This window comes from Halobacterium sp. DL1, from assembly GCA_000230955.3.
Classification (GTDB): domain Archaea; phylum Halobacteriota; class Halobacteria; order Halobacteriales; family Halobacteriaceae; genus Halobacterium.
Window position 1 is genome coordinate 377,154 of sequence record CP007060.1, and the last position, 26,737, is coordinate 403,890.

The 26,737-nt window shown below is 56.5% G+C and carries 24 protein-coding genes; 7 read left to right on the plus strand and 17 right to left on the minus strand.

Annotated features, from left to right (window positions below; translation table 11 throughout):
- Nucleotides 1-64: 64 nt before the first annotated feature.
- Together HALDL1_03530 and HALDL1_03535 are read right to left on the minus strand one after the other, a co-directional pair.
- A complete protein-coding gene (locus HALDL1_03530) occupies nt 65-1,522 on the minus strand; it encodes a sulfatase (GenBank protein ID AHG02800.1) in 1,458 nt (485 codons plus the stop codon).
- A gap of 177 nt (nt 1,523-1,699) precedes the next feature.
- Nucleotides 1,700-1,972 carry a hypothetical protein gene (locus HALDL1_03535; GenBank protein ID AHG02801.1) on the minus strand — a complete coding sequence of 91 codons (273 nt, stop codon included), beginning with the start codon at nt 1,970-1,972 and terminating at the stop codon, nt 1,700-1,702.
- 314 nt (nt 1,973-2,286) lie between these two features.
- On the opposite strand from HALDL1_03535, the gene HALDL1_03540 reads away from it, so the two are divergent.
- Nucleotides 2,287-2,583 carry a hypothetical protein gene (locus HALDL1_03540; GenBank protein ID AHG02802.1) on the plus strand — a complete coding sequence of 99 codons (297 nt, stop codon included), beginning with the start codon at nt 2,287-2,289 and terminating at the stop codon, nt 2,581-2,583.
- A gap of 34 nt (nt 2,584-2,617) precedes the next feature.
- On the opposite strand, the gene HALDL1_03545 is transcribed toward HALDL1_03540, so the two are convergent.
- Together HALDL1_03545 and HALDL1_03550 are read right to left on the minus strand one after the other, a co-directional pair.
- Nucleotides 2,618-3,421, minus strand: a complete 804-nt coding sequence (locus HALDL1_03545; GenBank protein AHG02803.1) for a transcriptional regulator — start codon at nt 3,419-3,421, stop codon at nt 2,618-2,620.
- Nucleotides 3,422-3,856: 435 nt separating this feature from the next.
- Nucleotides 3,857-4,192: a hypothetical protein gene (locus HALDL1_03550; GenBank protein ID AHG05113.1), complete on the minus strand. Its 336-nt coding sequence runs from the start codon at nt 4,190-4,192 to the stop codon at nt 3,857-3,859.
- 373 nt (nt 4,193-4,565) lie between these two features.
- On the opposite strand from HALDL1_03550, the gene HALDL1_03555 reads away from it, so the two are divergent.
- Nucleotides 4,566-5,825 (plus strand): integrase, encoded by a 1,260-nt coding sequence (locus HALDL1_03555; GenBank protein ID AHG02804.1) that lies wholly within the window; start codon nt 4,566-4,568, stop codon nt 5,823-5,825.
- Nucleotides 5,826-6,232: 407 nt separating this feature from the next.
- On the opposite strand, the gene HALDL1_03560 is transcribed toward HALDL1_03555, so the two are convergent.
- The gene (locus HALDL1_03560) at nt 6,233-7,591 is read right to left on the minus strand and encodes a hypothetical protein (protein AHG02805.1); all 1,359 of its coding nucleotides are present in this window, start codon (nt 7,589-7,591) and stop codon (nt 6,233-6,235) included.
- 289 nt (nt 7,592-7,880) lie between these two features.
- Here HALDL1_03560 and HALDL1_03565 point away from each other — a divergent pair, with 289 nt between their 5' ends.
- The gene (locus HALDL1_03565) at nt 7,881-8,426 is read left to right on the plus strand and encodes a hypothetical protein (GenBank protein AHG02806.1); all 546 of its coding nucleotides are present in this window, start codon (nt 7,881-7,883) and stop codon (nt 8,424-8,426) included.
- A gap of 44 nt (nt 8,427-8,470) precedes the next feature.
- On the opposite strand, the gene HALDL1_03570 is transcribed toward HALDL1_03565, so the two are convergent.
- Complete coding sequence (locus HALDL1_03570) at nt 8,471-9,862, minus strand: ATPase (protein ID AHG02807.1); 1,392 nt, start codon at nt 9,860-9,862, stop codon at nt 8,471-8,473.
- Nucleotides 9,863-10,029: 167 nt separating this feature from the next.
- Between HALDL1_03570 and HALDL1_03575 the strand changes: the two genes are divergently transcribed.
- Nucleotides 10,030-10,713, plus strand: coding sequence for a hypothetical protein (locus HALDL1_03575; protein ID AHG02808.1), 684 nt, complete (start codon nt 10,030-10,032; stop codon nt 10,711-10,713).
- A gap of 561 nt (nt 10,714-11,274) precedes the next feature.
- On the opposite strand, the gene HALDL1_03580 is transcribed toward HALDL1_03575, so the two are convergent.
- Both HALDL1_03580 and HALDL1_03585 read right to left on the minus strand, forming a co-directional pair.
- On the minus strand, nt 11,275-11,637 hold the full coding sequence (locus tag HALDL1_03580) for a hypothetical protein (protein ID AHG02809.1): 363 nt from the start codon (nt 11,635-11,637) through the stop codon (nt 11,275-11,277).
- A gap of 183 nt (nt 11,638-11,820) precedes the next feature.
- Nucleotides 11,821-12,669 (minus strand): hypothetical protein, encoded by an 849-nt coding sequence (locus HALDL1_03585; GenBank protein AHG02810.1) that lies wholly within the window; start codon nt 12,667-12,669, stop codon nt 11,821-11,823.
- Between the two features lie 136 nt (nt 12,670-12,805).
- Between HALDL1_03585 and HALDL1_03590 the strand changes: the two genes are divergently transcribed.
- Nucleotides 12,806-13,423 carry an integrase gene (locus HALDL1_03590; GenBank protein AHG02811.1) on the plus strand — a complete coding sequence of 206 codons (618 nt, stop codon included), beginning with the start codon at nt 12,806-12,808 and terminating at the stop codon, nt 13,421-13,423.
- Nucleotides 13,424-13,520: 97 nt separating this feature from the next.
- On the opposite strand, the gene HALDL1_03595 is transcribed toward HALDL1_03590, so the two are convergent.
- The 6 genes from HALDL1_03595 to HALDL1_03620 form a co-directional block, all read right to left on the minus strand.
- On the minus strand, nt 13,521-14,081 hold the full coding sequence (locus HALDL1_03595) for a hypothetical protein (protein AHG05114.1): 561 nt from the start codon (nt 14,079-14,081) through the stop codon (nt 13,521-13,523).
- Nucleotides 14,082-14,507: 426 nt separating this feature from the next.
- Nucleotides 14,508-15,575 (minus strand): HNH endonuclease, encoded by a 1,068-nt coding sequence (locus HALDL1_03600; GenBank protein ID AHG02812.1) that lies wholly within the window; start codon nt 15,573-15,575, stop codon nt 14,508-14,510.
- 166 nt (nt 15,576-15,741) lie between these two features.
- Nucleotides 15,742-16,407, minus strand: coding sequence for a hypothetical protein (locus HALDL1_03605; protein AHG02813.1), 666 nt, complete (start codon nt 16,405-16,407; stop codon nt 15,742-15,744).
- Entirely contained in the window at nt 16,407-17,354 is a 948-nt protein-coding gene (locus HALDL1_03610) for a hypothetical protein (GenBank protein ID AHG02814.1), read from the minus strand. The genes HALDL1_03605 and HALDL1_03610 overlap by 1 nt, the downstream gene beginning before the upstream one ends.
- A gap of 43 nt (nt 17,355-17,397) precedes the next feature.
- Nucleotides 17,398-18,270 (minus strand): hypothetical protein, encoded by an 873-nt coding sequence (locus HALDL1_03615; GenBank protein AHG02815.1) that lies wholly within the window; start codon nt 18,268-18,270, stop codon nt 17,398-17,400.
- A gap of 234 nt (nt 18,271-18,504) precedes the next feature.
- The gene (locus HALDL1_03620; GenBank protein ID AHG02816.1) at nt 18,505-19,479 is read right to left on the minus strand and encodes a hypothetical protein; all 975 of its coding nucleotides are present in this window, start codon (nt 19,477-19,479) and stop codon (nt 18,505-18,507) included.
- A 1,079-nt stretch (nt 19,480-20,558) separates the two neighbouring features.
- Between HALDL1_03620 and HALDL1_03625 the strand changes: the two genes are divergently transcribed.
- Complete coding sequence (locus HALDL1_03625; GenBank protein AHG02817.1) at nt 20,559-20,930, plus strand: TATA-box-binding protein C; 372 nt, start codon at nt 20,559-20,561, stop codon at nt 20,928-20,930.
- A gap of 114 nt (nt 20,931-21,044) precedes the next feature.
- Here the strand turns inward: HALDL1_03625 and HALDL1_03630 are convergent, their stop codons facing one another.
- The gene (locus HALDL1_03630) at nt 21,045-22,211 is read right to left on the minus strand and encodes a transposase ISH3 (GenBank protein AHG02818.1); all 1,167 of its coding nucleotides are present in this window, start codon (nt 22,209-22,211) and stop codon (nt 21,045-21,047) included.
- Between the two features lie 446 nt (nt 22,212-22,657).
- On the opposite strand from HALDL1_03630, the gene HALDL1_03635 reads away from it, so the two are divergent.
- Nucleotides 22,658-23,677 carry a hypothetical protein gene (locus tag HALDL1_03635; protein ID AHG02819.1) on the plus strand — a complete coding sequence of 340 codons (1,020 nt, stop codon included), beginning with the start codon at nt 22,658-22,660 and terminating at the stop codon, nt 23,675-23,677.
- 57 nt (nt 23,678-23,734) lie between these two features.
- Here HALDL1_03635 and HALDL1_03640 read toward each other — a convergent pair whose 3' ends face one another.
- Both HALDL1_03640 and HALDL1_03645 read right to left on the minus strand, forming a co-directional pair.
- On the minus strand, nt 23,735-24,901 hold the full coding sequence (locus HALDL1_03640; GenBank protein AHG02820.1) for a hypothetical protein: 1,167 nt from the start codon (nt 24,899-24,901) through the stop codon (nt 23,735-23,737).
- Nucleotides 24,894-26,648, minus strand: a complete 1,755-nt coding sequence (locus HALDL1_03645; protein ID AHG02821.1) for a helicase — start codon at nt 26,646-26,648, stop codon at nt 24,894-24,896. Before HALDL1_03645 ends, HALDL1_03640 begins: the two co-directional genes overlap by 8 nt.
- Nucleotides 26,649-26,737: the final 89 nt, after the last annotated feature.

The window sequence follows — 26,737 nt, forward strand, 5'->3', positions numbered from 1 at the left end:
CTCCGTAATTTCTGATTACTCGCGGTAGGGCGGGTAGTGAAACCGGGTAGCGGTCACTGAACGCTCACTGGAGGTAGCCGAGCTGTTCGAGGCGGTCCTTCCGGTCGTCGGAGATGGTCACCGACTCGTCGGTGTCCGCGTGCTCGAAGGACGCCAGCCACTCGTCGAGCGTCGACTCCAGGTCGTCGGCGACCGCCGGCTCCGCGTCCGCTATGTCGTCGTTCTCCCCGGCGTCGGCGGCCAGGTCGTACAGCTCACGCAGGCCGTCGGAGCCGCGGACGAACTTGTACTCCTCCGTCCGGATAGCCCGCAGCGACCGGTCGTACTGGTAGACGTGCTCTGGCAGGTCCTCGACGTTGCGTTCGAGCGCCTCCATCGACGGCTGGGGCTCCGCGTACTCGCTGACGACGAACTCGCGTGGTTCGCTGTCGGCGTCCGGGTGGACGGAGACGCCCTGGAAGGACTCGCGGGCCGCCGGCGCGTCGATGCCCGCCTCGTCGAGCAGCGTCGGCGCGAGGTCCACCAGGCTGACCAGGTTCGTGAGTTCGCCCTCGCCGCTGAAGCTCCCGCCGTCGAGCACGAGTGGGACGTGGACCAGCGTGTCGTAGAGGCAGTACTGGTGGTCCATCAGGCCGTGGTCGCCGATGTTCTCACCGTGGTCGGAAGTGACCACGAAGATGGTGTCCTCGAGCTCTCCGGCGTCCCGCAGCGCACTCCTGAGCGCCGCTAGCTGTTCGTCGACGTACGCGACCTCCGCGCGGTAGAGCCCGCGGAGGAGCTGGAACTCGGAGTCCGAGAGCGTGAGGTTGCCTGCGAGATACTCCCAGGGTTCCTGGCGGACCTCCATCGCCTCCTCGTAGGTCGCGTTCGCGGGGAGGAACTGCTCGGCGAGGCGCCGCGGTGGCCGGTACTTCAGGTGGGGTTCGAGGTAGTTCACGAGCAGGAAAAAGGGGTCCTCGGCCTCGCGGTCGGCCAGCCAGTTCTCGATCCACTCGGTGCTGCGGGCCGCGCCGTCGTCGGTCCGGTCGCGGACGAGGTAGCGGTAGAGGACGTTCGCGACGTTCGCGAGCGGGTTGCCGTCGAACAGCTCCCGGGCGACCGCGCGGACGCGGCTCTCCTCGGTCTCCTCGACGAGTCCGCCGAGCGCGTTCCCGGACTGGACGACCTGCCACATCTGCTGGAACTCGTCGAACCCGCGGTCGAAGCCGGACTCGGCGCTCAGCCACGTGTTGCTCGTGACGCAGACCGTCTCGTAGCCGGCGTCCTGGAAACACTCCGACAGCATCGGGAGCTGGTCGTCGAGTCGTTCGTGACCGGCGTGCGCGCCGTGTTTCGACGTGTGCGTCCCGGTCAGAAGCGACGCGTGGGACGGGAGCGTCCACGGCGCCGCGGAGAACGCCCGGGTCGCACGTGTCCCGGAGTCGGCGAGGTCGGCGAGCGTCGGCGCGACCTGTGCATCGTAGGCGTCGTCGACACGCGTCGTGTCCGCGACCACTACCACGACGTTTGGCTGTACGGCCATCGTCTCCTTCCGTTGGGCCTCGATGCCGATAGTAAGTCGTCGCTTGTCGGCGCCAACGCGGGCGATTCGCCCGGAGTAGCCTGCGCGCTATCCGGTTTCTCGGAGACGGCGGTCCGACGACGCGCTGGCGTGAGGGGACCCAGCGAGCGTCGCCGTCGAAAAAAGGCGGCGTCGGCTTTACTGCTCCTTGACCATCCGCTGGACGCGACTGACGAGGTCGCTGGACTCCCGCTCCAGCATCTCGTTCATCCGGATCTGCCGGAAGTGGCTCCCGAGCGCGAGGAACGTCGGCGCCCAGAGCCCGACGAAGATCCCGCGTTCGCGGTCCTTCTTACCGAAGAAGTAGTACCACGACATCGGGATCGACAGGATCGCGGCGAGGAAGAATGGGTCTCTCCCGGTTCGTTCGGCCGCTTGCTTCGATCGTTGCTGCTGCATTCTATCGGCCATGCACGTCAACGTACACTGCCCAGGCGTGATTGTTAATTGGACCCGTGTCCGGCGAAACGCGAGCCATCTCTGCGTAAGACGGTCGTACCGCGTTCGGGGGCCTATCTACTCGCCTCGTCGTCTGGCGTCGGACACGTCGAGACGCAGGAGATGGCCCCCTCTGGAACGGGAACGCGCGTCGACAACGCCGCTCGTACACCGGCGGCCGTCGGTAGCCCGCCGGTGGGGAGCCCCGAACGAGACGGGAGCAGTTCCGTTGTGATAATTCGGGTGAAAAACGCCACGGGTTTTACCCGCTCGCTCCTACCAGTGGCGTGGAGTACAACATCGGGGTGGACGAATCGGTGAGTACGGCCGTAGTGCGCGCAGTGAGCGCCATCGTCGGCCGTCGACCCGGTTCGCTTCGACCACTGGACCGCGTCCTCGACCCGGAGGCGCTGGACGCGCTGTTCGTCCCGTCGGTGGACGGCAAGACGCGAATCGGCGGTCGGCTCTCCTTCGTCTTCGGTAACTGCCGGGTCACCGTGGACAACGGCGAGTACCTGACGGTCAAGCCACTCACGGTCCAGTCGCGGGTGACCGACTTCTCCGACTTCCGGGAGGAAAGTTAGCGCGACTCGCGGTCGACGGACGACGCGCGCTCGCTCACTGTCCGGGGTCGCGAGCGGTCAGTAGCCCCTGGGCCATGAGACGGCGCGCCACCACGACCAGACCGTTCCCGAACCCCTCGCCGAATATCGCCTGTTCCTCCTTGGTCTCTGGCATGATCGAACTCACGAGGATCGTCGACCGGTCGACCAGCAGCAGCCGGCCGATAGCGGTGTCGTCCTCCAGGTCCTTCGCACCGTGCAACCACTCCAGGCCGGAGATGAACGTCGTCGCGCCGGGAACGGCGTCCTGAATTTTGTCCTCGAGCGAGCCAGTCAACGCACCGACGACCAGTTCGACATCGTCGTCGACGTCGTTGAGCGTGTCGACGAGGTCGTCGGTGAGCAGTGTCTCGTCGCCGAGCACCAGTACGACCTCGCCGTACGCCCCCCGAACGAGTTCGTTCGTCCTGTTCTCGATGCCGTCCCGTCCCCGCATCGCCCACACCTCCTGGACGGTCGAGTCGTCGTCCTCGGCGACGACGTCGATGTTCGCGAGGGCGTCGTGGAGTCGGTCGACGCGGGACTCGTACTGGTCTCTGAGCGTCTCCTCGGCCTCGTCGAGCGGAACGGCACGGAACTGCTGGGGGCTCGAGTGTTGCACCTCGACGAGGCCCTGTGCCTCGAGCACCCGGACTGCGTCGTACACCCGCGTTCGCGGCACCTCTGTCATCTCGCTCAGTTGCTTCGCTGTTCCTGCGTGAAGGCGGGAGAGTCCGACGAAACATCGCGCCTCGTACTCCTTCAGGCCGAGTTGCTGGAGAACCTCGACGGCTTCTCCCACGTTTTCAGATTCGTTCATGTGTCCCAACCCCCGGAATCGCCCGGGATTCCTCGGAGTTTGGCTCCCGAGACTGATAGGTATTGTCACTCCGTCCACGACACCGAGCGTGCCGAATGGTAGGTACGAGGCTGCTACGCTCGCCTGAGCGTCCCTCCACGAACTGCCTGCTGTTGTACCTACATGGGTTACAACCGAACTGCATCGAGGCACATGGCGTACAGAACCTCCTCGTAGCCGGAGGGTGCTGTTACCCGCTTGCTCACAAAAGTGATATACGCCCCGGGGCGCAAGCAGGTACCGGCACGCAGCTTAGTACTGTGTCCCAACCACCTTGCTACTGCGTGCCATTTCCTACACTGAAGGAGGTCCTGGCATATCCACGACTACCCAGCGGTCGCTCCGAGCGCATCTGGGGAAATGACAGCGGGGAATAAACTCAGAACCCACCCTCGTTCAGGCGTTCGCGTGCGCGACTTGCGTCGGGAGCGCGTCCAGCACCGCTTCGACCTGTTCGTCGGGCTGGTAGCTGACGGTCTCGGCCTCCTGGTTGTAGTCGACGACGCCGTGGCTGGCGAGCTTCGGTAGGTGCGTGTGGCGCAACTGGATGGAGAGTTCTCTCCGTCCCATGGCGCTGCCGTTGGCCAGAATCCGCTCGGTGCTGTGTAGTTCGTCGACGAGATTGTCGACCGTCGTCTCCTCGTCCCTCGTCTCACGCAGCCGTCGGATGACTCTACGTCGCTGCCTGTCGGAAACGAGCCTGATGTGCGCGTCGAAGGGGTTCTCAGTCACGATACTCTGCCTATGGGGTTCTGTCGGCTTCAATAGGCGTCATTTTTACACTGTGCGGTGTATTGATTAACCGAGTCACACTGGCGCCAGGGCGTCCTTCGGCCCGGACCGTGGTCGCTACGCCCGCGTGACGAAGACAACTCCGGCTGTCAGGTTAGAGCGACAACTCTTCAAGTGGAAATCGCGAAGAATGGGGATGCCGCCTCCCCGATTCGAATGGAGGAAGACGGTCGCGCTCACTTCGTTCCCGCGCTGCGACTTCCAGACTCAAATCGGGTCGGGAGCATTTCCACTGTTCACTTCGTTCGTAGGAAAATGCCGCCTCCCAGCATTGAACCAGGGGTTCAAATGCCTCTGGTTGTTTCATTTAGTTATGACAAGCTTGCCGCCTAAGGTCGAAGCCCTCCACAACCGGATTAAAAAATCAGAAGTACTGCCACAAGATGACAAAGATGCGCTGTTGCAGTTCTCGGACGAACTCGGTGCTCATAACTATTCAACGGGCAGGCGGGTGAAACTCCTACAGCACTGCACGATGATGGCAGGGGATTCGGAGAAATACAGCCCGGATCAACTTCCCGAGCCAGATCTCGTCGATATGATCGGTGACACGGAGACGGAGAAAAAGAAGGCGAAACGGTACGTCAGCTGGATCAACGGAAACTACGATAGCGAGGAATCAAAACGGGATCACCGAGTCGCACTCCGGATGTTCGGGGGGCACATTACTCGCGGGGATCCTGAAGACGAGAAACCATACAGTGTCGAATGGATCTCGGCCGATCTCCCGGATGACTATGATCCAATTCCAGACAAGACGAAAATGTGGTGGTGGGATGAACACATTCTCCCGGTCCTGAATAACGCGAAGTATGCCAGAAACAAGGCGGCGGTCGCAGTTGATTGGGACTCTGGAACTCGCTCGGGTGAATTCCGGTCGATGAAAGTTGGTGACGTCGGGGACCACAAATACGGGAAAGAAATCACAGTCAACGGTCGGCAGGGGCAACGGTCAGTCACCCTTATCACATCCGTTCCGTACCTCCAACGCTGGTTAGAGGTTCACCCAAAAGGAGATGATCCAGAAGCGCCGCTCTGGTGCGACCTGGATACCGGACGCGAGGTGAGTTACAAGATGAAGCAGAAAATGCTCCGAAAGCCTGTTGAGCGAGCAGTTAAGAACGGGGATCTGAAGAAGCCGTCAAAGATGGGCTTCACCCGGATGCGAAAATCCTCCGCAAGTTATCTGGCTCGCAAGAACGTGTCCCAACATCACTTGGAGCGCCACCACGGGTGGGTCGAGAACAGTGACGAGGCGCGGCGATACATCATCGTCTTCGCAGAAGACACGGCCCGCGAGGTTGCTCGCGCCCACGGGATGGACGTTTCAGCGGACGAAATCGCTGACATCGGCCCGGTTGAATGTCCTCGCTGTCAACGCGAAACACCGCGAGACAAGGTTCAGTGTATGTGGTGTGGACAGGCGCTGAGTCCCAAGGGTGTCGAGAAGATTGAAGAGCGGCGGGAACGGCTATTCGACTCCGCACTAGAGGCAGAAGAAGACATGAAAGACCGGCTCAAAAGCGTCCAGAGCGAACTCGAAGAACTCCGGGCATTAGGTCTGGAGGTCTAATCCAGAAGAAGCCTGAAATAAACTGGCAGAAACCATATATGAGTCGGTTATTGTTTGTTTGTGATTTGTATCCTGTCACAACCGAACCAACTCCCAATACTTTCGAATCGCTGTACAGAAGCGGGTTACCTCATCGTAGTTGTTCGACGGGTTATTCACTCAACCAAATTCACCAGACTGTAACGGGTAGCATATTTCCGGTGGCGTCACAAGCTACCAAAGTTCGACAGTCAGAGAAGTGACACTCAGTGGGTATGGCTGAAGATTACGTCAGCGAGACAACGATCTGATCACCGGTCAGCGAAGTTCATATTCTGCGACGGATCCTATATTGTCTATGAATAGCACCGTGTACCACCAGCGCCCTCCCGAATAGGCTTCACCACCCATCACTCCATCGCAAACGTTCAGGTGCCAAAGTCGTGATCGGTGAACTTGGTCTGTCGCTCACCATGCTGATCTTGGTCCAGCTCTTCCCGAACTAATTCAGGTAATTCACCGAGGTCCAGCACGTCACCAAAATATTCCCGACCAAGACCACGAACATGCTGTCGGTTCACTACATCGTCGATGTAATCACGCTCATCACTCTCGTAATCCTTCTTGCCATCTTCTTCAGAGACAAATTTGATCTGCTCTCGGTTCTCTGCAACTGCCCTCTTATACAGTGTCTTCCAAAACTGGCGAAAGTTCTGAATCGTCGGAAACTCCCCGCCATCAAGTCGAACGCCAGCAATCTTACATAGTCGCCCCAGCCATTCATTCAGCGTGCTTGGAGTCCGGCAGCCAGATTCAGACTGGTCACTCGGAACCAACTTCCCATTCCCACCGATCGCGTCAATGTACTCACGATACGCTCGAAGGAAATCACCACCCATCATTATCGGGACTTTTGCTGGTCCCTCATCTCGTCGCATGTTCTTTCGTACGGCGAAGTGAACATGCGGGTCATCACCAAAATGAAGTTGTGTCCGCAAATCAAGTTGTTCGACTTCATTTGACCGGGGACCAACGGCGATCAAGAAGATGAGCAGCATTTTCATCCATAACCGCCACCGCTCTAAATCGTGACCGTCCACAGGACACTCGTCAAGGACATCTAACGCGTTCCACAGATCGTTTAGTTGTGCTTCAGTGACTGGCTGTGCGTCACTATCACTCCGGTACCATTCGAATTCATCGAGTGCTTCTTCGACTGGATTAATATTGATCTGGTGCTTGTTTTTCACGATGTTGTAATATTCCTCAAAATATCGAGGGTAGTTTCCCATCGTGCTGTCGGCCAGGTCACGATCCATGTATTCGATGATTGTGATAGCGTGTTGGATATTCTCCACACGGTTCTTTTCAGAGTCATAGTAGCCGATATCCAGCATCTCGATGTCGAGTCCTTCGTCTCGAATCGCTTCGTACACCTTGTTCATCACCGACTCAACGGAATCAATGGTGTTCTCACTCCACTCTTTCCGCTCTTCGGCGCTCTCAATATAGTACTCCAGCGAACGGATGGTTTCTTCATCGTCTGTCGGCCATTTTCCGGTACTACGCACGCCAAATCCCTGTTCTCGAAGAAATTCAAGAATGGTCTGTCCGTACAGCTCTTTGGACTTGTTGTTCAGTCCTTGGGCGGAGTACCGTGTATTCGCGGTGATATACTCCCACGACGGTTCGTGATCTTGCGGCAAATTATCTAGTTGAAACTGTTCGTGGAGAATTGCGGGTAGTTGCTCTTTAAGCGTTTTTCGCCCGATACGTTCCCTGGTCATTGGCCTGCGGTTTCCTCTTGTTGTGCCTGCTCCAGATCTTCTAAAATGCGTTCAGCGTCATACGCGAAGGGAAGATCACTCGCTGCTAGGGCTTCCAGATCGTCCCGCAATTCTTCTGCAGTCTCGATGGCCGACTGTCGGGTATCGGAGGCCTCAGGGTTCATGTCGACCCCCTCTTCGCCACCACTCGGCCGATGTTGTTCAAATTTATAGCCATTCTAATTTTTACTGGCTAGTGATTTTACCCACTATAGTTTAAAGCCTTGGCGTACAAGAAGGAGATACGAATATGCCAAACGACTCTTCGGACACAACCGACGACGATAACGAGACGATTGGGAATTTAGAGCGAAGTAGTCATTCGGCAGAGGAACAACCAGATGTGACCGACGGGATGTCGGACGAAGACAGGACAGACACAAACATCGGCTCCTACGCAGAACCAGACGGCAATATCGGAGCTGACCTCGATACCGCGAAGGTCAGGGACTTCTTCGAAAAGAAAGGTGCAGTCGAAATCCTCGCCCAACTCGCTGACGGGTCCAAACGATTCAGCGAGATTGATGAAGCGCTTGTGGTGAGTCACGGCACGATCGCCACCCGTCTCACCGACGGGGCCAAACTCGGCCTCTGGCGTGAATTTATGACCTACCCTGACGACGGCGGGAAAATCAAATTGTACGAACTGGTGCCTGGCGCGCAGCACCTCGCTGCACTCACAGAAGACGAGAACATTGGTCAAACCACCAAACAACTACGACAAGCACACGAACAGCACGCAGACGCCGTTACAAATTTCAGAGACAAGATCCAGCCAGCGGACTCAGAGACATAGTTCACCTCCCCTCACCGTCGCCAATTTCACAGATTCCAACACTCCTACTGCGATGCTCCCGGGTCAACGATCCGTTCGAGGTTGAACAACTGCAGGTCGTCACGATCAGCGGCTGCCTCACGAACAGAGTCCGTGAACCCGTTTCGGGCGAACAGCGCATACTCGTGTTCGACTTCGCTCCCATCAGGCGACCATCGAATCTCATCAGTATGGTCTTCAAGCGAGGCGAGTGCGCTGTAATCGAGAGGCGCGGACGTGAACTTACACTCGCCCGTCACCATCTTCCCGTCGGCAGCGAGCCCGACCACATCCACCTCGTATTCGTTATACCACCAGCGGCCGATGTCGGTAAACATCGTTTCAGGATACAGGTCAGGCAGAATATCCTGACAGCGGGTTTCGAATGCTCTGCTCACGAAGTCCGCCAGATCCGGTTCGATGACCGTCTCGTAGGCGTCAGCACCTAACCGTTCGTAGCGGTCTTCGTTTCCATAGACGAACCGGAACCAAAACCGGAACAACGGATCGAGAATCCGGTACCGACCACGGCGTGACCTGGTCTTGTCCTCGGTCACCGGTACCTCTCGTTCGACCAGTCGCAGTCGCTCCAGTTTCTGCGTGTACGTCGAAATTTGCTTGCCATCGATCCCGACCGTTTGCGCGATTTCATTCGATGTCGTGTTCCCGGCCGCAATCGCTTTCAGAATAGCAAAGTACCGGTTCGGCTCGGTCAGCTCAGTACGAAGCACGTACTCCGGCTCGTCATGCAGGAACCCCTGCCGTGACAGCAGCGACTGCTGGATGACTGTTCCAAGATCGTTGTCCATATCGACGCCATCCAGATAGTACGGCGTCCCACCAAACACACCCCACGCGAGGAACAGTTGTTCAGCGGAATAGCTCTCGGGGAAGAACGTGCGCGCGGCAGCAAAATCGAGCTGGCGCAGATCAATCTTCTCGGTGAACCGGCCGTACAGCGGACTGTTCCCGAGGAGTGTCGCCTCCTCCATCATACTGATCGAGGACCCCACGAGTATGAGCGTCACACCAGTGTCACGCAACTCCTGATCCCACAATCGCTGAATCACCGACGGGAGACTCTCATCAGCGTCAATCAGATACGGGAATTCGTCCAGCACGATGACTGCATCCTGGTCAGCAAGATACCCGAGCAACGACTCCCACTCGCCCTCAATCCGATCGATCCCCGGAATCGACTCAGCCGCCACGTCCACGAACGCATCCAGTTGGATCTGCCGGGTTGTTTCAGTTGCTTGGTATAGAACGGCGTCATCGCGGTCTTCCAGTGACTCTCGGACGAGTTCGGTTTTCCCGAGGCGGCGACGACCGAAAATCACGACCATGTCAGCGTCGTCAGAATCGTAACACCCTCGAAGCCGACTGAGCTCATCCTCCCGATCCACGAATCGCTCCATACCCTCTGACTGACGCCCAACCAGATAAAACTCTCGAATAGCCTAATTCAGAATAGGCTAACTGAGGATTGGCTATTCTGGTATAGTATATGTCCACTGGATTGGAGACTGACATTGGATCAGTTTGCTGAGGGGGATTTTTGAGGCACGGTTCTGTCTGTGCTCCCATGGAATTTTCTGAGATAGTCGGTGATGAGGATGGAAAGTCCAGTGACTGGCATACAAGCGATATGCCGGATGATGTCAAGAATGCATTGTCGTTGGCATTCCTGGACGGGTTCCACAATGAAGTTCACCGGCTGCATGAGGAACTACAGCAGGAATGGGAAGAGGCAGAGAATGATGATCTTCCCATGGAGTTCAGTTTCGGCGGTGTCGGGTTGAAGACGTACGAGCTCCATAGCTTGACAGTGAGTTATTTCGAGGCAGGAGTTCCGATTCTGTGCTTCCACCACTTCCGAAATGAGACGGAAGAAGGGTACCAAATTCTGGAGTGGATGGAAGAGAACCGAGACCGTGCTCTCGACGAGGACAGTGAAGAGCCGTACGGTACACAGATCATGCAGTGGTTGAATAGTCGGCGGTCCTCTATCACCGACATGGCTCGGTTGATGGATGAGACCGGGTTGTTAAGTCATGATAAAGTGAAGCGGGTAAGGTCTCACCGCCACGACTTCCTCCACTCTCCTCTGCAGATTCTATACATCTCTGATTGGGAAGACCTGCTAAAAATGTCGGAGAGATGTATCACAGTAGTCGATGACTTAGATGAACGACTGTACCAGGATATCGACCTCCACGCATTCTATCCGACTCTCACAGACAAAGAGCGCTCCAGCCGTACTTTCTGACCTTTCCGTCCTCGTTGAGACCCTCAGTTGATGATAGGTTCCAGCAGTCGTGCTGAATTCAGTGTGTGTCCAGCAGTAACCTGTCGTTCGTCGTACTCAATCTGTCAATCCGGTTTAAACGCGGGTTCAGGGACTACTCTTATAATCTGTTGATTTGAATTGATAGCCGAGAATGTCAGATTCAGAAACTCCCACAGAATGGTCAGAGGATAGTTCCGACACTTGGAGCCATTCGAGATTACCTATAAATTTGGAACTCATCGGTATCGGTGACGAGTGGGACGTTGAAGTGACTCCGCTTCCTGACGATATGCCGTGGCACAGCGTAAGGGTAAACATTCGAAATGACAACAAGAAACAGGAGCGCGAGGTCGCAATGAGTTATATGAGTGAATTTAATGACATTGAATTTGATGTTCGGGAAGAACACCCTGAACTTTCTGAGGAACGCAAGGTTCTGATTGCAGCAACTGAAGCGATATTGAATCTTCGGTAAGTTAGTACCTTGTATTCAGCGCGTCAGTATTATCGGGTGCCGAAGAGCTAAACCGATTCACTCCCCTACTCCTGCCGCAACTGGATCTGTACTTTATCCCCGACTGCTGGTTCGCCGTTACCGTAGGTGAGCTCATAGAGGTCGCCGTTCCCTTTTTCTCCGACCGGGATGGTATTCGCCCCCTCAAGCAGGTACGCAATCCGCTCAAATCCTTTGTCCAGCAGCGGACCCCATTTCGACTCCTCGATTATTTCGTTCACATCCCGTACCAGAACGTCCTCTTCGACGCCGCCGCGGTCACGATGATAGAACGCCGTAAACTCAGTTGGCTCCTCGTCAAGTTCTGTCCCGGATTCCATTTTAGCGAGTCGTTCGTCAGTTGCGAAGGTGTACTGGGAAAGTTGCTTCAACGAGAGTTGTTCCGCCATAGCACGATAATCAAACAGACCTTGGATAACGCTGTTGAATACATTGTCTTCCCCGAAGATAGAGAACTCACGGATAAGCAGCAACCATCTACTGCCAGACAACGTATGCAGTCGCCATTCTGCTGCCTCTACTGTTTCCGTCTATGTGCAACAAGGGTATGGAACCGGTCTATGACACTCTCCTCAAGCTATCTGCGAGGCGTCGCCGTTTAGTATGTACGGGCCGTATTCGCCACGGTTCCACGAATCTTCCAGTTCCTTACGCGAAACGGGGCGTCCAAAGTAGACTGTCTCTTCTGGCGGCAACGGACTATGCCACGGCCAGGTCAGTTCGACCACGCGTTCGTCATGTTCTATCCAGCCGTGGCCGGTGATGCGTGCAGTGTGCTTCGAGAGGCCGATTCCCTCAACGTACTGAACACGGTCGTTCTCCCAGTAGCGATTGTCCTGCATCACGAGTCGGGCGTTTCTATAGCAACCGCTGGAATCGAAGTCGAACCGGCGGTGGAGCGCGCGGGCGAATCCCTGCAGGTCGTTGTCGTGAGTAACAGTTCGCCACTTCCCCTGCTCCAGGATATCCTCGTACAGCGGATCCCATTCAGTATCAGCTTCGGCTTGATCGAGTAACCGGAGGCGACGGTCGCTCACGTCGAGTTCCTCCCGCCACGTCTTGTACTCGGCATACAGATCAGGCACTGCATCTTCAAGGCCAGCGTACATGTCGTTCTCGTCCAGTTCGTGGAGTTCGAGTAACTGGATGTAGTAACCGATGGCCAGCATCTCATCACCAGTCACAAAATGTGCGATACGGCCACCGGACTCGCCGTAGCTCTCGACAATTCGGTCGGTCTGCTTGGTGCGACCGCCGCGCACAAGAATAAGATGACGCACCGCGTTGCGATCGTGAGCCTGAACGCGCAAATGGGCTAGAGGCTCGGATTCTTCGTCGTCGCTACCCCCGCTAATGAAAACCGACCAACAGTGAGAATCCTCGGTCAGCGGGGCCTCCTCCGAGCCAAGTGGTTCCGCCATCAACTCGAAAAACAGATTGGAACCTGATAAGACTATGTTGATTCGCTTGCCTGATCACGAACTTTGGAGTCTGTTTGTAGAGTCCAAAGTTCAAGTGTTTGTAGCCTTTGGTAGTATTTAAAGAGGATTCGTTGTAATGACCAATTCTGCAGATTCCAAAGTTCGTGCAAAAGTATGGGTGACACCCGAGCAAGTTGAAGCACTCCGATCCGCCTGTTACACGGCAGGCGCAGAATATCTTCAGCAGCGTAATGAGGCAATCACTGCGTTCGCGTACGATACCGGACTCCGAGTAGGAGAACTTGTCCAGGTTGATGTCTCACTGCTCCGGAGCAACAACTCGGAACTCTACCTGCCAACAGAGATCCAGAAAGACTACCCCAATGAGAACTCGCCACCGCCAGTAACACTCGAACTCGCAGACGAGACCGCCCGTCTGTTATCTGCCTACCTCACCAATCGATGGAAGGACACACCGGCATTGTTCCCCTCTCGATCCTCGAACCGTATCTCCGAACAGGGTGTGCGGAATATGCTTCACAAAGTTGCTGAAGCCGCAGACGTACGCCCCTACAAGCTCGACGGCAGTCGCGGCGATGCCGGTGACGTGACGCCGCACGCGCTTCGACACGGTGTTGCCTATCGGATGATGAACGAAGAAGAGGACAACACGCTTTACGACGTCCGCAATCGGTTACGTCACCGCAGCATCCAGACAACCGAGCGCATCTATGATCATCTACTGAAGGTTTGATTCGACAACAGCCGGCGTCACAATACTCTCAAAGAAGGAAGACACGGTATCGTCTAGGTGCTGGATCAACCGCAACGTTGCGAAAACTGTGATAGAATTACTCTATCGTCCCGGTACCATCGTTGTTCGATTCGACGTTCGCGTTCTCGATCTCATCCAGCCATTTAGACAGGGTTGCCATGAGAGGCGCTTGTATGCCGTAGCCGGCCTCTTGCGCTTCCGACAACTCCTCTGTCGAGATCTCGGGCAGGGTCTCTGGATATCCATGAATGAATGTCCGCACTGCTCGTAACGTCTTAGGATCAAGGTTCTTCTCGACAGGATCAATCGTCATGTCGCCCGAACTTTCTTTTTGGCGATGTTCCCACTTTTCTAATTCTGTGGAAGGGCCTGGCTCCGTCTCTTCACATACAAGCCCGTGGCCAGGTTCCTTCCAGACCGAAACAACATTCTCATAGAAGCTCAAACCGGTTGCCCCGACTTGCGTAGCTATTTCACCGTTCTCAAGAAGGTCAAATCCGAGGCCGCCACCTCCCTCCGGAGCAAAAACGTCCGTGTCGTCATCAACGTATTCCAGAACCTCATCGACGTCTTCGTGATCTACAATTACCGCGTCAGCGTCCGTGAGCGCTTCTCTGAGTTCATTTTTTCGTTGCATTGCAAGGTTCCATCGCGTACTAACCCACTTAATAAGTCGTAAAGTTACTACGCCGGTCGCGTACCCTCTCTCCCGGTCAGAAAGACAAACGTTGAAGTGCATGAGAAGAATTCGGCTCGAATTCTTCGGCAAAATCACCTACCATCGTATTCTGACTTCGGACCATGACGGCCCCGTCTTTGCGGACACCTCTGTTGCACTGCCTTTGAACAGGCTTAACGGGCCTGTCTTTTCCGGATATACCCATGCCTACGCCATTTCATTAACCTTCGTAAACAAGTCAGCATAATTGCGGACACACCCCCTTCTCACTACCCGAACACGAAGGCGAATTCGAACCGTCGATCGAACGCAGTCAAAACTCTCGGTGAATTCGACTACACCAAAGAGTTCTCTAACGCTGTGCGTGACTTGAGTCCGTTCCAACTACAGTACTTCGTTCACATCCCGTAACGCATCAATTGCTTCCTGGAGATGTGCCTGTAGTTCCTCGCTCCCAACGTCGTCACTCGCGGTTTGACTACCACGACGGTCATCCACACCCGTGGATTGCGCCTCAGACTCCGAGTCGGCCGCACCCCACGTTTCCGTCCTGCCTAGCGAGTCAGGATCCTTGTCAGGCACTGCGTCAAGCCGCTGCTGCCCATCAGCCTCTCCTGTATCCGTGTCAGCCGTAACGGAACTCCGTTCTGACCGCTCACTATCAGTCGGCCGTCCACCGCGATTGAACGCAGACAATGGGAAACCGTACGCACAGGCGCGCTTCTGCTTATTGAACGTGGTTCGGCGCGAGATGCCCAGCACATCGATGATATCGCTGCGATCACAGCCGCGTTCAAGCGCCTGCCTCACTTGCTCGTCTTCCATGCGTTGCAACAACAGTTGGGGGTCGTCCGGGATATGGCCACGAGCGGAGCTTTCGATCTGGTCGGTGAGCCCCCACTCCCCGGTTTCGATGTCCTTATCGACGATCTGCCGGTCACGGCCTTCGACGAGGTTATCGAGCCCTGTTAGCACCCACAACCGCTCACGAACCGCTGATACCGAGTGATCGCTCGGCAGCCCGGACACGATGTCACCAGTACGTGTCGGGCCATTTTCCGACAAGTACCGTAGAATCTCGATGTCCTGCGGAAGCAGCACACTCTGATCCTCCTCAGTGAGCTCGACTGGCGAGTCATCTGGTGTGCTCTGCTGGTGGAACCAGCTGTGACAAGACCGGCACAGGAGCGTCAGGTTCGCCATGTCGTGCTCATCCATCCCCTCAGGGTCGCGTTCGATGTGATGGACGTGCAGAGTAGCTAACCCACCCTTCTCCGGGCCCCGACGGCCGCACACCTGGCAGCGATGCCAGTATTCGGTCAACACGTCATCACGCGTCTCTGGATTCACCGTCTCGTTGCATTCACGAGGACTGGTTACGTCGGACTCGTCACCGTCTGTGCTTGCGCCGCTCAATTCATCTTTCCGAGGTTGTGATTCAGCTTCTACCATGTCGTATCTCACTTGAGGCTGCCGTTCATTTTCGACTGCTACTGCGCCGCTCTGCCGTAATCTGCTGGGGTATCGCTTCAATCCGCACCAGCGGCACTATCGACACCGAACACTTCCAGAGCGACCGAACACGTCGACCGTCTCTGTCCAGCGACTCGGATTCCAGTTACTCATGACGTGTCGGGGTCAGCGATTTCAGTTTGAAATCGGACTTTGAGCAGTACCGTTCCGAGAGCAGTCCTAACTCCCGGGTACGAAGGACATCCGCGACGTTATGCACCACAAGGTCACCGAACCGGCCATCCTCGTACGCAGTCACGGCTTCTGCACTGTCCGCGAACGGGTCGAGATCACTATACTGCCCGTCACAAAGTACCTCGTACACCCCGGCGAGATCCGACCGTGATTCTCCGTCATCGCCAGTCGTGTTGAATCGATTCGTCACGACCGGCAGCAGGTCAGCGTACGGCATCTCCCGGAACGGCCACTCAACACCTACCCGGGAGAGCCGCGTCCGCAAGAACGGTAAGTCGAACCCGGACCGCCATAACTCACCGTTGAACGCGACCAGCAACACGTCATTTCCCACTAACCGATCTGCAGCGAACGCGCCGACTGCCTCCAACAATACACGCTCTGATTCGTGTGTCGACACCTGGACGTGCGACTCAACACGATCACGAACCGCCGCCTCAACATCCGGCGCTGCGCGCCCGTCTGTCTGCACGAACGCCCGAACCCCCATCGGCACCGCAAATCCGACTACAGTCACCTCGTCACTAACCTCGAACCCGGTGGTTTCGATATCGAATGCCACTAACTCCAGCGCCATCACCGCTCACCACCGACGGTCTCCCGAGGACCCGCGATACTCACACGTCCCGGAACCCGATCCTTACTCACCGGCCGTACCCGGAACTCACCGAACCCGAACTTCGCGTGCGTCCCGACGCGTTGAATACCATTGATCGCCGTCTCAACCGGACGATCGCCCGCGTACCCAACGACTTGCCCATGATCAATCATTGCCAGCTCATGACACTCATCACCGGCCACGAGCCGACCCGTCCGGCGACGAAACTCCCCGTCAGACTCCCACCACCACGGCACCGACTGACTGTCAGCCCCCGGCGAATCGCTCTGCAACACGTACGGCGACAACAGTTCCAACTGGACGTTGTCTGCTTCTCGAACCCGCGAGTAATCGAGGTCATCCAGATCAATGACCTGCGTCTCCGCGAGCGATAGTTCACCGAACCCGTAGTTTCGACCCCCGCCGACACGCAGCCCATCCAGTACATCCACGGAAAGCGGGAGGACGTCCTCGTCTCCCCCATCGGCGTGCAGGTAGCAGTGGACGTGCCAGTGCATCGTCCGCTTGCTGTTCCGATGCTCGGGCGGCCGGCCGAAGTGAGCCTTCGGTGCAAACGCCAGTCGGCCGCCATGACTCTGGACGTCGTGCGTGTTGTGCGCATCCCGTGGCCGTGAGTCCAGCAACCACCGCTGCGCTGCATCCCGACACACGAACACATCCTCGTACGACTCCACTGGTGGGAGCGACATGCCAAGCTTCCCTCCATACCCGTCGTGCGAATGTGACTCCGGGTATGCCCCGTACTCGCCAGGGACGAACACACCAGTGCTGACGTTGAGCGACCGTCGCGCCTGCGCATCCACACGGCGGGCGAGCGCGGTGTACAGCGCGTGCCCGGTCAGGTAGTACGGGTGGCCCATGTAGTCAGTCTCCAGTTCGAACAGCACCTGCTGGATCGTGGTCATCGTTCACACGACCCCTTGTTTCGCCTCCAGGTCGTGATGGGAATCACGCCCCATCACCCTCCAGTTCCCCGGCCGCCGAGCCGTGCAATTCGATGAATTCATCGATGTACGCAAGTGCCGCCGACCACGACCGGATGCGACGCAGTTGGGCATCCAAGAGCCGCCAGCGCCGCTCGCCATCCGTGTCGAACGGGTGCGCAGGCAGACGCGACCAGACATCCGCAAACGAGCGCGCCGGCACATCACCGAGCCGCGCAGCCGGTCGATCACCAGGCGTCGCCGTCACGTGCAGGGTCATCTCAGGTGTCCATAGCACTGTTCGGTGGGGTTCGACGGCGTCGGCCGCCAGCGCTGTCTTCGGGTCGCGGGTCGAGACCGCGTCTGCATTCGGCGTCACGTCTGGCGTCGTCGCCACGAGAAACAAGTCCTCAAACGCGTGCCTGGCGCGGTAGTTGTGCAACAGCGCCGCCGTGAGCAACACGTGGTACTGCAGCGACGTGTACGGATAGTACACCGACTCGTTGAATGCAGCCGGGACCTCGCTCGTCAGCCACCGCGCGTGCAGGCACTCCGGATCCTCCGGCGTGACCAGCGCTCGAAAACCACCGCCCGTCGTCGCCTTGATCCGCTCGGTCGTCGCCGCCGTCTCGCCCGTCAACAGTGACAGCCGGTACGGCGACTCGTGATTGGCGACCGTCTGTTCGGGCTCACCCGCCGGGCGGCTCAGCAGTGCTGCATCCCGATCAGCGTCACGCGGAACTGTCTCGTTGACCGGCACGCTGGCGTACGAGTCGGCCGCCGACGCGTGCGGCCTGGCACGCAGCTTGTGAACGTCGTGTCGGTAAACAGCCACCATCGGCTCAGCCCGCGTAGACGCGTCGTCACGGCTGTCAGCCTCGACAGCCGAGTCAACCATCCTGGCCCTCAGAGTCCAGTTCTACGTCTCCACGGTCTGGACGCTCGGCGTCGTCGCGGTCTTGGGTGTCGTGTGCTCGCGCCGCCGGGTCAGGGCCCGACGCATCGTCCGCTACTGGCGACGACCGCTGCACCGGCTCGTCCTCACGTTTCGGGTCTCGGCGGCGCTTGGGCGCTTCGACTGGCTGCCACTCTCGGGCACACGCGGTGTCGGGGTTCCACTCAGCGTTTCGGGTCACGCTGCATCATCCCCCGTCGGCATCGGAAGGTCGCCATCACCGGCGGCTGTCCGAGCCTGCAGTGCCCTGACGAACTCGTCACGACACTGGTCACGCCAGATGTCGTCCTTCGTCTGCATCCCGCTCGTCGGGTCCTGCGCGCGGTTGTAGACCCGGCGAAGTTCAGCCTCCGTGTACAACGGGTTGACGACGTGGGCATCGACGATCCCAGCCCCGAAGTTGCGAGCGCCGCCGAGTTGTATCTCAAAATCGCCACTATGAGCATCCAAGTACGCGATGGCCTCGACGAGCAGCCCCACGTATTCAGGCTTCAACTCCCGGAGCGTCAAGCGCCACGTCCCCACGAGATTCCCAACGACGTCCCGCGTCGCCTGCCTGAGTGGTTGCCCCTCATCCTCAGCGTTCCGCGAACGCACCTGCGTGTTCAACTGTCTGTAGTGAGCTTCGGCCTCACCCTTCGTCACATCCACCTGCCTTCGGATGGGTGAGAAGCGAATCGGCCGGCGGATTACCCGGCCCGCGCGGTCGCCGAACCCACCGAAGAGATCGTGGATGACACAGCCGGTGTCGTCAACGCCGTCATCATCGACGCAGGACCCTTTCTCGTGATAGCCGTTGTCGAGGTCGCGGTCGTACACGTCGTCGAGCATATAGTCGGCGTCGGCATAGCCCGGATGGCACGCCGTCGCGCCCGCCGTCTGCACCACTCGTTCACAGGCATGGCGCAGCCAGCCCGACAACGTGAACGGCGAGATCTGACCTGCAATCTGATTCTGCGGGTCGTCTGCTTCGTACCGGTCAGCTGAGGCATGATGGCGATCCGTGACGATCCCATCACCCGGTGCCAGTAGGTCGATGTCGAGACCAACGTACAGATCCGGGAACGCCATCTCATCGACAGGACGCGGGAGAGCGAAGTCGATGTCGAGGTGTGAATCATCGAAGGCCTGCGTATCTTGATTCCGGCGCATCGTCACCGAGCACCTCCCGGACGGCCGCCATCACCAGCGTGTGGGGCAATAGTCCCAGTCGCGTCATCACTCATCGAACCAGTTTCCCGATCGGACGCGCCATCGCGGTTCGACCTGTTAGCCCGCGCCACCGGACGCTGCCATGGCTTACGCGTCGATTCACAATCCGCAGCAACGTACCTGTCGCTACGCGCGATAGGTTGGCGGAACCACGCAATTCCCGGTAGTGGTTGCACCGTGGTCATGTCCGCCGGGCTCACAGCGCGCGGCTGCGGAGCCAGTAACACCGGCCACGACGATTGAGTTGCAGGGTCAGTACAAGTACCAACACGACCCTCTAATACGAGCTCGCGCACGCCGAGCGTAAAGTACTCCGTCGGCTCATGCCGACACTCAGTGCATTTCACGTGCCCGGTCTCGAAGGCCAGTTGATTGGCCGGCCGGAAGGCGAACACGACGAGCGGAGCGCCTTCCCGCAGTTCCTCACCGCAGGCTTCACAAACCGCGACCCCTTCCCCGAGCGCAATTCTTTCTAGTTGATATATTTCTTCAATTATCTTCCGATCCGTGCCTTCTTGTTGGTCTGGAATTGAATCTTCCATTGGGGTTACCTCGGATTATCAGGAAGCCCCGCCCGCGTGCTCCAGCACGCGGGTATCCTCTACACTGGATCTCCCGTTGGGCTGAGCTCCCCTATCCAATGCATTAACCTGCATTGGGAAAAGCGTTGCCATTGCAGTAGGATGCATTGGGTGCAAGAGATTAAACCCCTTCTACAGGTAGGTGCAATGGACAAAGTAATGCCCAAGGATCGAGATGAGCAGACGGGAAAATACACCGAGCGATATACTCAGGAGAACTTTCTGTCGGCTCTCGAATCGTTAGGGGGCTCAGCTGGTACCCAAGAAATTGCCGATGAAGTTAGTTGTGCCTATCGAACTGCTCACGCAAAGCTAACTGAATTGGAGGGAGAGGGAAAACTTACTTCTCGAAAGGTTGGGAACGCTAAGCTCTGGGAATTAGATTCTTCTGAAGATGGGTAGCTTCGATTCTGTTCTGGTCTCTTGGTGGGCTGAACGATGGTGAGCGTCGTGAATATGGTCGGGTCAGGTTCGCTCAATGTTGAGCTTGATCTTGAAACGCTCGCCGAAGAAATCGGACAACCTCAGGCTCAATATAACCCCGACAAGTATCCCGGCATGTATCTTCGATTTGAGGAAGAAGCCCCGCTGATCACCGTCTACAGAACTGGCAAATACATCATTACTGGACCGACTTCAGAGGAAGAGCTGTTCGATCTTCGGGAACGGTTTCTGAGGTTCCTATCCGATATGGACGTCATTGAAAACGCGACTGACGAGTGGTTCTCCGTTCAAAACTCAGTACCTCACAAAGCATCCTCGGCTAGCTGTTTCTGCGGCCTGAGTTCTGTGTCGAAGCGGTTGTACTGACGGTCTCGACGAGAGAATTACGGACGGATCGACGGAGAGCTGTCGCTGTCGGCGGCGGTCAGCCGCCGACGCGACAGCGTCGCCACTCACTCCGCTGGCTTGCTCGGTCGGTGGTTAGCGGTGGAATCGGTCGTCAGGTGGCCGATTCGCGGGGACGGCCCGACGCACCGCGAGGGCCGTCCACGCAGCTCGTCGAATCATATTGACGAACTCCTTGTACGGCCACCACCAGAGGCGACGCCCGCCTCGGCGGGGCGTCGCCACATACTCGTAGTGAAGGTACCGCCAGACGTTCTGTAAGAGGAGACTCACCACCACGTACAGCAGCCGTACCGTTGGATCTCGTGTTGTCGTTGTCGCTATCGCTTGCTCAAACAAGCGATAGCTTGACTCGATACCGAAGCGTTTCGAGTAGTGGTATCGAGCGTCCCGTGGTGAGTCGATGAACGGCGCGTCAGCGGCGTAGCCGTGACGCGCCACACCGTTCTCGTCATACTTCCCATTTAGGTACGTACAGTCGATGTAGACGGGAAAATCGACGGTCCAGCTGTGACCGTCGAGTTTCCCCGTCAGATCATGCTGAATGACGCGACTCCATCCTTCCGAGAGCTCTTGCTGAATCGCCTCACCCCACCGGATGATCGGGATCACGTACGCGTAATTGTGCGCCTGAAGCAGCGTGAGACACTTACTGTCGTAGAATCCGCGATCAAGGTAGACGGCCTTGACCCCGGCGTCAAGGCCGTCGAGGACACCGAAGAACTCAGCGAGGACACTACTTGCGGTATCGCCGTCTTTGAGACGGCGTACCGCCAGCGTGTAGCGTTTGTTCTTCACACGCGCGTAGAGTGTGGCATAGGCGTGGAACGCAGTGGTTCCACGCTTCGCTACCGAGTGATAGAGGCCGTCTGTGTCGTCTTCGTCACCGTAGTAGGGCCGCAGGTGGAGGTCTGCGCAGACCTCCACCTGTTCGGGGAGCAATTCATCGAGATCCTTTCGCAGGAGCGTGTTAGCGACTCGTTCGAGCCGTTCCGGCTCGAACTTCGTCCGAAGATGGTAGAGGACCGTGTTCCCAGCGGGTGAGTTCTGGCTCGACGCACAGAGCGTAGAGACAGAGGTCCCGTCGGCGCAAGCGCCGACGAGGACCTCATAGATGTCTTCAGCAGTGATTTCAGCGTTATTGGCTAACGAGAGCGAAACTTCCTCGTCAAGGCGGTTGACGAGAAAGTTAAGAAGCTGGTCCTCGTGGATCTCACCGTCTGCTTGTTTGGTTTTAGACACACCTTCAGCAAGCAGACGTTCTAACTAAGCGGCTTTGTGAAGTACTGAGGCTACGTTCCGTCTTGACAGCCTCAATTCCAAACTCCGGCCGCAGGGGTTCGCCCAGACAGGGGCGGGTGGAGGCTTTCCTCCATGACACCAGTTAGAAGACACGACCGGAGAGGTATCGAATTAGAACAGCTCATTCTCGAAGAGAGGCTTGTCGAAGCCGCTCTCAGAATTTCTTTTTTGCGCCAATCAGGAATCCCTCTACAGGGGGGCAGCATTCAGCAGGGGCGTCGGGCCGCTAAAACCGCTCATGACGCCGATTTACTAGAGCCACTGACCGACCACGGTGCCGAGGTACTACAGATACTACTACTGTCTGTAACCAATTGCATACATCATCATCACCTCTATCAGACCATCAGCACTTGGTTCCCGCAGTTCGATGCGGGGTGGTCTGTGTGAGCGGTGAGACCAATCGCGTGAGATTGAATCTGCGCATCGACGAAGATGTGAAACGGAATTTCAACAACGAAATCAAGGCCAAGTTCGGAAAGTGCCGGCCATATGCGGGCATCGAGTTGGAACGGGAATTCCGATACTTCCTCAATCAGGGAGAACTCGCAGACCTGCAAGATGTAGTTGATGACCTCACGGACACCTTAGGTGGTTCAGAAAGCAAAGAAAAAACTCGTGAGGTTGACCGAGGTGAGACAGTCGTTGCTTCTCACCGAATCGCTGAAAACGTTCGTACAGCCTTGATATCGGCTTCTCAAGACGATTATCGTTCTGCCGGTGAACTCGCAGAGGCGATCATGTACGGATACATCACTGATGGTAGCGTAATCGAACGGGTAACACAGAAGCTTCAGAGAATCTCAGAGGAGCCTCAGCCGGATGTCGATGATTCGATGGGGGCGAAGGAGCGTCGTACCAAGACGATCGCTCACGAACTCAGTCAATCTGGAGCGGTCGGATTCAGTCTCACTGAGTTCGATAACGCAATCAAGGCAGCACAAGGAATCGGTGTGAGCGACTACACCCGGAAGCAGTATCTACCCAGAGTGCTCGATGAATTGGATTTCACATGGCATCCGAATAACCCAGAGTTGTACGTTGATTCTGAGAGTTTAGAACTCACGAATCCACGAGATCCGACTAAAAAACCGTTGATGCTTATGGACAGGGAGGATAAGCGGCTGGCAATCAAGGTCGCTGCGTACCGTTCTGATGGTGGCGATAGTATAAAAGCGACATTCAGTATAACCGATGTAGTTGACCTGTTCAAAGGTCAAATACGGAAAAGTACGGTCAGGCGATTGATGCGAGAGGTCGCTGAATCCTCACCAGGCTACAAATACAACCAAGATCGGGAAAAGCTGGGAATCAATATAAAGAACGTGAGGCGTCACAATAGGGAGAATGAAGATCTGATGCGGATCGAGCATGATGAGTTATTCATCATGGGAGACGATGATTGAGGTTCGCTGAGAGGCCTCCGTTCGTCGGTGCATTCGATAACTCTTGCTGCAGCTTCTCTAGTCGTTAGAAGAACTGCAGACTCTACATCGAAGAGAACCTTTGATCGTATTCAGAGGGTTCTCTACGCTCAACACACGATCGCATGATGAACACTGGACGGTCTCCGTAGTTCCGATCCCGCTTCCATATCCGAGCGTCACCGTTCGGGAAACTCCTTGCTCAGCCAGTTCGACATCGATCTCTCCCCGTTCGTACTCTACCTGTGTTACCGTCAGGGGAGTCACTCGAATATCCAGCGCATGCCGCTTTCGAATCTCTTCCTGTTTCTGTGGAAATCCTTGGTCGCGCTGTTCCTGCAGAGTACTTAGTTCCGCATCCACCTCTTCATACTCAGCTTTTGCCTCTTTCCGTTTCTTCAGTGCCTCCACGCGATCGTCCTGATCACTGCCGTTGATCGTTTCACTCAGCTCATCGATCTTCGAGGATAGTTTGGATCGTTCCTCTTCCAGCTCTTGGATCCGTTGTTGTTGGAGCTGCCGGTATTCTTCGACCTCTGCGTCCGCTGCTCTGGATGCTTCATTATGGACCTCATCAATTTCGTTCTGGATGCTCCGCATCAGCTGATCTTGAGCTGTGCTGAGATGTGATCGTGCGTCTGATTCCGATAATGAGGATTTCGCGGTAGTGGGAGAGCCGTTCGTGGGTATCGCCGTCATTTGAAGAAACGTCTCCTCCAACGCCGGAAGTCTCTGTTCCGAGCGGTGGTCGATGGCGATGGCGCGAAGGAGCTCCTGTTGGTATTCACTGACTGTCTCGATACTCACCTCAAAAAGAACCACAATCGCGGTACGGTCGTAGTACGGCGTGAACTGGATTTCCCTCACTTCGACGTCGCCTTCTTTAATCCACTGTGGGATCACTACGTCATCCCGACCGGCTTCTATCGATATTTTCCCTGTGGGGCGACGCTCAGCTGCCTCTCTGAGGATCCGCTGAAAAAACTCACTTTCTGGATGGAGATGCTCTCCAGTACTATCTTCGTCTCTGTTCGTACCACAAAGCAACGAGAGGGTGCCTGCCGGCAATTCTGTATCCTCATTGTCTGGAATCGCAACTTCCCAGGTGTCTCCTCGTGTCTCAATGGTGCCGCCGAGTGACTCTAGGTAGCGTTCGGAGAAGTCCTCAACGACGGACTGCGTGACCGCGAGTGCTTCGTCAGTCATCGCTTTCCCCCAAGTCGAATCCTTCGAAGACGCCGTTGTTGAACTCCTCCAGTTTGTCAGCGAGCTCTCGTTGTTCCTGCAGATCGACGGCCATCGCATCGAAGTCATTCTCCAGATCGACCTCTGAATCAGCATTGACGAGTCGGTCGAAAATCTGGTCCTCGAAGCTTGTTCCCGACTCTTCTAACCGACTCAATATGGAACTTAGCTCGCCCACGCTTTGTTGGAACAGGTCGATTTTGTGGTAAAGGCGCTCCAGTACGTACTCCTCGACCGTACCTTTCAACGCCATATTGAAAACGAATACATCTCGCTTCTGGCCAATTCGGTGAACTCTCCCGATACGCTGCTCCATACGCATAGGATTCCAGCTGAGACCCAAATTGACAAGTAAATTACAAAACTGGAGATTTCGGCCTTCACTCATTGCATCTGTTGAAACAAGGATTCCGCCTTCTTCTTCGAAGTCCTCGACGATCTGTTCTTTCTCACTACTGGAGTGCCCACCGTGGAACGCGTGGACGGTATACCCTTCTGAGGCGAGTCGATCAAGCACTTGACGTTGCGTCGCACGAAACTGGGTGAAGACGATCACACGCCCCATTTCGACGGTGTCACGTGCTTCTTCGACGATATCCAGAAGGCGCTCCTGTTTCGTTACTGTATCAATGTCTTCGATCAGGTCCAAAATGGACTCCAGTTCGTCCGCATGGGTGAGTTCAGACTGCTCATAGAGTCGTTTCTCGATCGTTTCCTTGAGCGCTACAGGACTGCTAACAACCTCCTTCTGAAGGAGCATTAGCACGAGCTTCTGGCCCTGATCTTGGCTGTAAGCACCCTTGACGTAGTCAGAGACTGCCTGGTAGAGCTCACGTTCCTTTGGAGTCGGATCGAACGTCCGTGTGTCGATAGTCCGGTCCGTGAAGTCGATATCCGTCTCTTCCCGTCGGTTCCGAATCATCACTTTGTTCAACCGATCCTGTAGTTCGTCTCGGTTGACGAGTGTCTCCTGATTGCTGTTCACGAAGTACTGGTGGAAGACGTCGCGTGTGCCGAACAGTCCGGGACGGAGAAGTGAGACGACGTTGTACAGGTCAGTTAGTTCGTTCTGAATCGGCGTCGCCGTCAGGAAGAACGCGTAGTTATACGAGAGCCGGTCGATCAGGTCGTAGCGGTCCGTCTCTTCGTTCTTGACGTAGTGTGCCTCGTCGAGGACCAGAACGTCCCAGTCGCGGTCGAGAACCGTCTGACGATGTCGCTCACTCTTCGCGGTGTCGATGCTCGCAATGATGTAGTCGTGGGCGTCGAAGTCCTCGAATTCGTCGTCGTAGTTGCAAACGAAGTCGAGTCCGAACTTCTCACGGAGTTCCGCTTGCCACTGTTTGGCCAGTTGTGCAGGCGTGAGGATGAGGACGGATTCATCTGTCTCCCGGAAATGCATCTCCTTGAGAATCATCCCGACCTCGATGGTCTTTCCAAGCCCAACTTCGTCCGCGAGAAGGGCTTTCCCATCCATCTCGAAAAGGGCCCGATAGGCAGCATCCACCTGATGTTCGAGTAGCTTGACGGAGTTTTCATCCAACTCTTTGAGCGACCGGAGTTCAGAATCAGGCTGGCCCGCTTGGAGGCGAACAGCTTGGATGCTCTGTAAATGATCCTCGTATGCACCATCCTCAGACAATGAATCGAAAAGATCGTCCGCAGACTCATGTGTGACCTCAACATCAACGAGGTCGTAACTTCCCATAGTCACGTAGAGACAGGTTCGCGTCAAATACGTTTTGTGACCGACAGGCGTAGGACTGCACATTTATTACGGCGGATTCAGCACTCACT

Excerpts from the sequence above, each read along its gene's own strand:
- HALDL1_03615 (AHG02815.1), bottom strand. The coding sequence starts at position 18,270 with ATGGTTGACTCGGCTGTCGAGGCTGACAGCCGTGACGACGCGTCTACG.
- HALDL1_03600 (AHG02812.1), bottom strand. The coding sequence starts at position 15,575 with ATGGTAGAAGCTGAATCACAACCTCGGAAAGATGAATTGAGCGGCGCA.
- HALDL1_03555 (AHG02804.1), top strand. The coding sequence starts at position 4,566 with ATGACAAGCTTGCCGCCTAAGGTCGAAGCCCTCCACAACCGGATTAAA.
- HALDL1_03640 (AHG02820.1), bottom strand. The coding sequence starts at position 24,901 with ATGACTGACGAAGCACTCGCGGTCACGCAGTCCGTCGTTGAGGACTTC.
- HALDL1_03530 (AHG02800.1), bottom strand. The coding sequence starts at position 1,522 with ATGGCCGTACAGCCAAACGTCGTGGTAGTGGTCGCGGACACGACGCGT.
- HALDL1_03535 (AHG02801.1), bottom strand. The coding sequence starts at position 1,972 with ATGGCCGATAGAATGCAGCAGCAACGATCGAAGCAAGCGGCCGAACGA.
- HALDL1_03560 (AHG02805.1), bottom strand. The coding sequence starts at position 7,591 with ATGACCAGGGAACGTATCGGGCGAAAAACGCTTAAAGAGCAACTACCC.
- HALDL1_03605 (AHG02813.1), bottom strand. The coding sequence starts at position 16,407 with ATGGCGCTGGAGTTAGTGGCATTCGATATCGAAACCACCGGGTTCGAG.
- HALDL1_03570 (AHG02807.1), bottom strand. The coding sequence starts at position 9,862 with ATGGAGCGATTCGTGGATCGGGAGGATGAGCTCAGTCGGCTTCGAGGG.
- HALDL1_03580 (AHG02809.1), bottom strand. The coding sequence starts at position 11,637 with ATGGCGGAACAACTCTCGTTGAAGCAACTTTCCCAGTACACCTTCGCA.
- HALDL1_03610 (AHG02814.1), bottom strand. The coding sequence starts at position 17,354 with ATGACCACGATCCAGCAGGTGCTGTTCGAACTGGAGACTGACTACATG.
- HALDL1_03645 (AHG02821.1), bottom strand. The coding sequence starts at position 26,648 with ATGGGAAGTTACGACCTCGTTGATGTTGAGGTCACACATGAGTCTGCG.
- HALDL1_03590 (AHG02811.1), top strand. The coding sequence starts at position 12,806 with ATGACCAATTCTGCAGATTCCAAAGTTCGTGCAAAAGTATGGGTGACA.
- HALDL1_03620 (AHG02816.1), bottom strand. The coding sequence starts at position 19,479 with ATGCGCCGGAATCAAGATACGCAGGCCTTCGATGATTCACACCTCGAC.
- HALDL1_03545 (AHG02803.1), bottom strand. The coding sequence starts at position 3,421 with ATGAACGAATCTGAAAACGTGGGAGAAGCCGTCGAGGTTCTCCAGCAA.
- HALDL1_03585 (AHG02810.1), bottom strand. The coding sequence starts at position 12,669 with ATGGCGGAACCACTTGGCTCGGAGGAGGCCCCGCTGACCGAGGATTCT.
- HALDL1_03565 (AHG02806.1), top strand. The coding sequence starts at position 7,881 with ATGCCAAACGACTCTTCGGACACAACCGACGACGATAACGAGACGATT.
- HALDL1_03595 (AHG05114.1), bottom strand. The coding sequence starts at position 14,081 with ATGCAACGAAAAAATGAACTCAGAGAAGCGCTCACGGACGCTGACGCG.
- HALDL1_03575 (AHG02808.1), top strand. The coding sequence starts at position 10,030 with ATGGAATTTTCTGAGATAGTCGGTGATGAGGATGGAAAGTCCAGTGAC.
- HALDL1_03625 (AHG02817.1), top strand. The coding sequence starts at position 20,559 with ATGGTGAGCGTCGTGAATATGGTCGGGTCAGGTTCGCTCAATGTTGAG.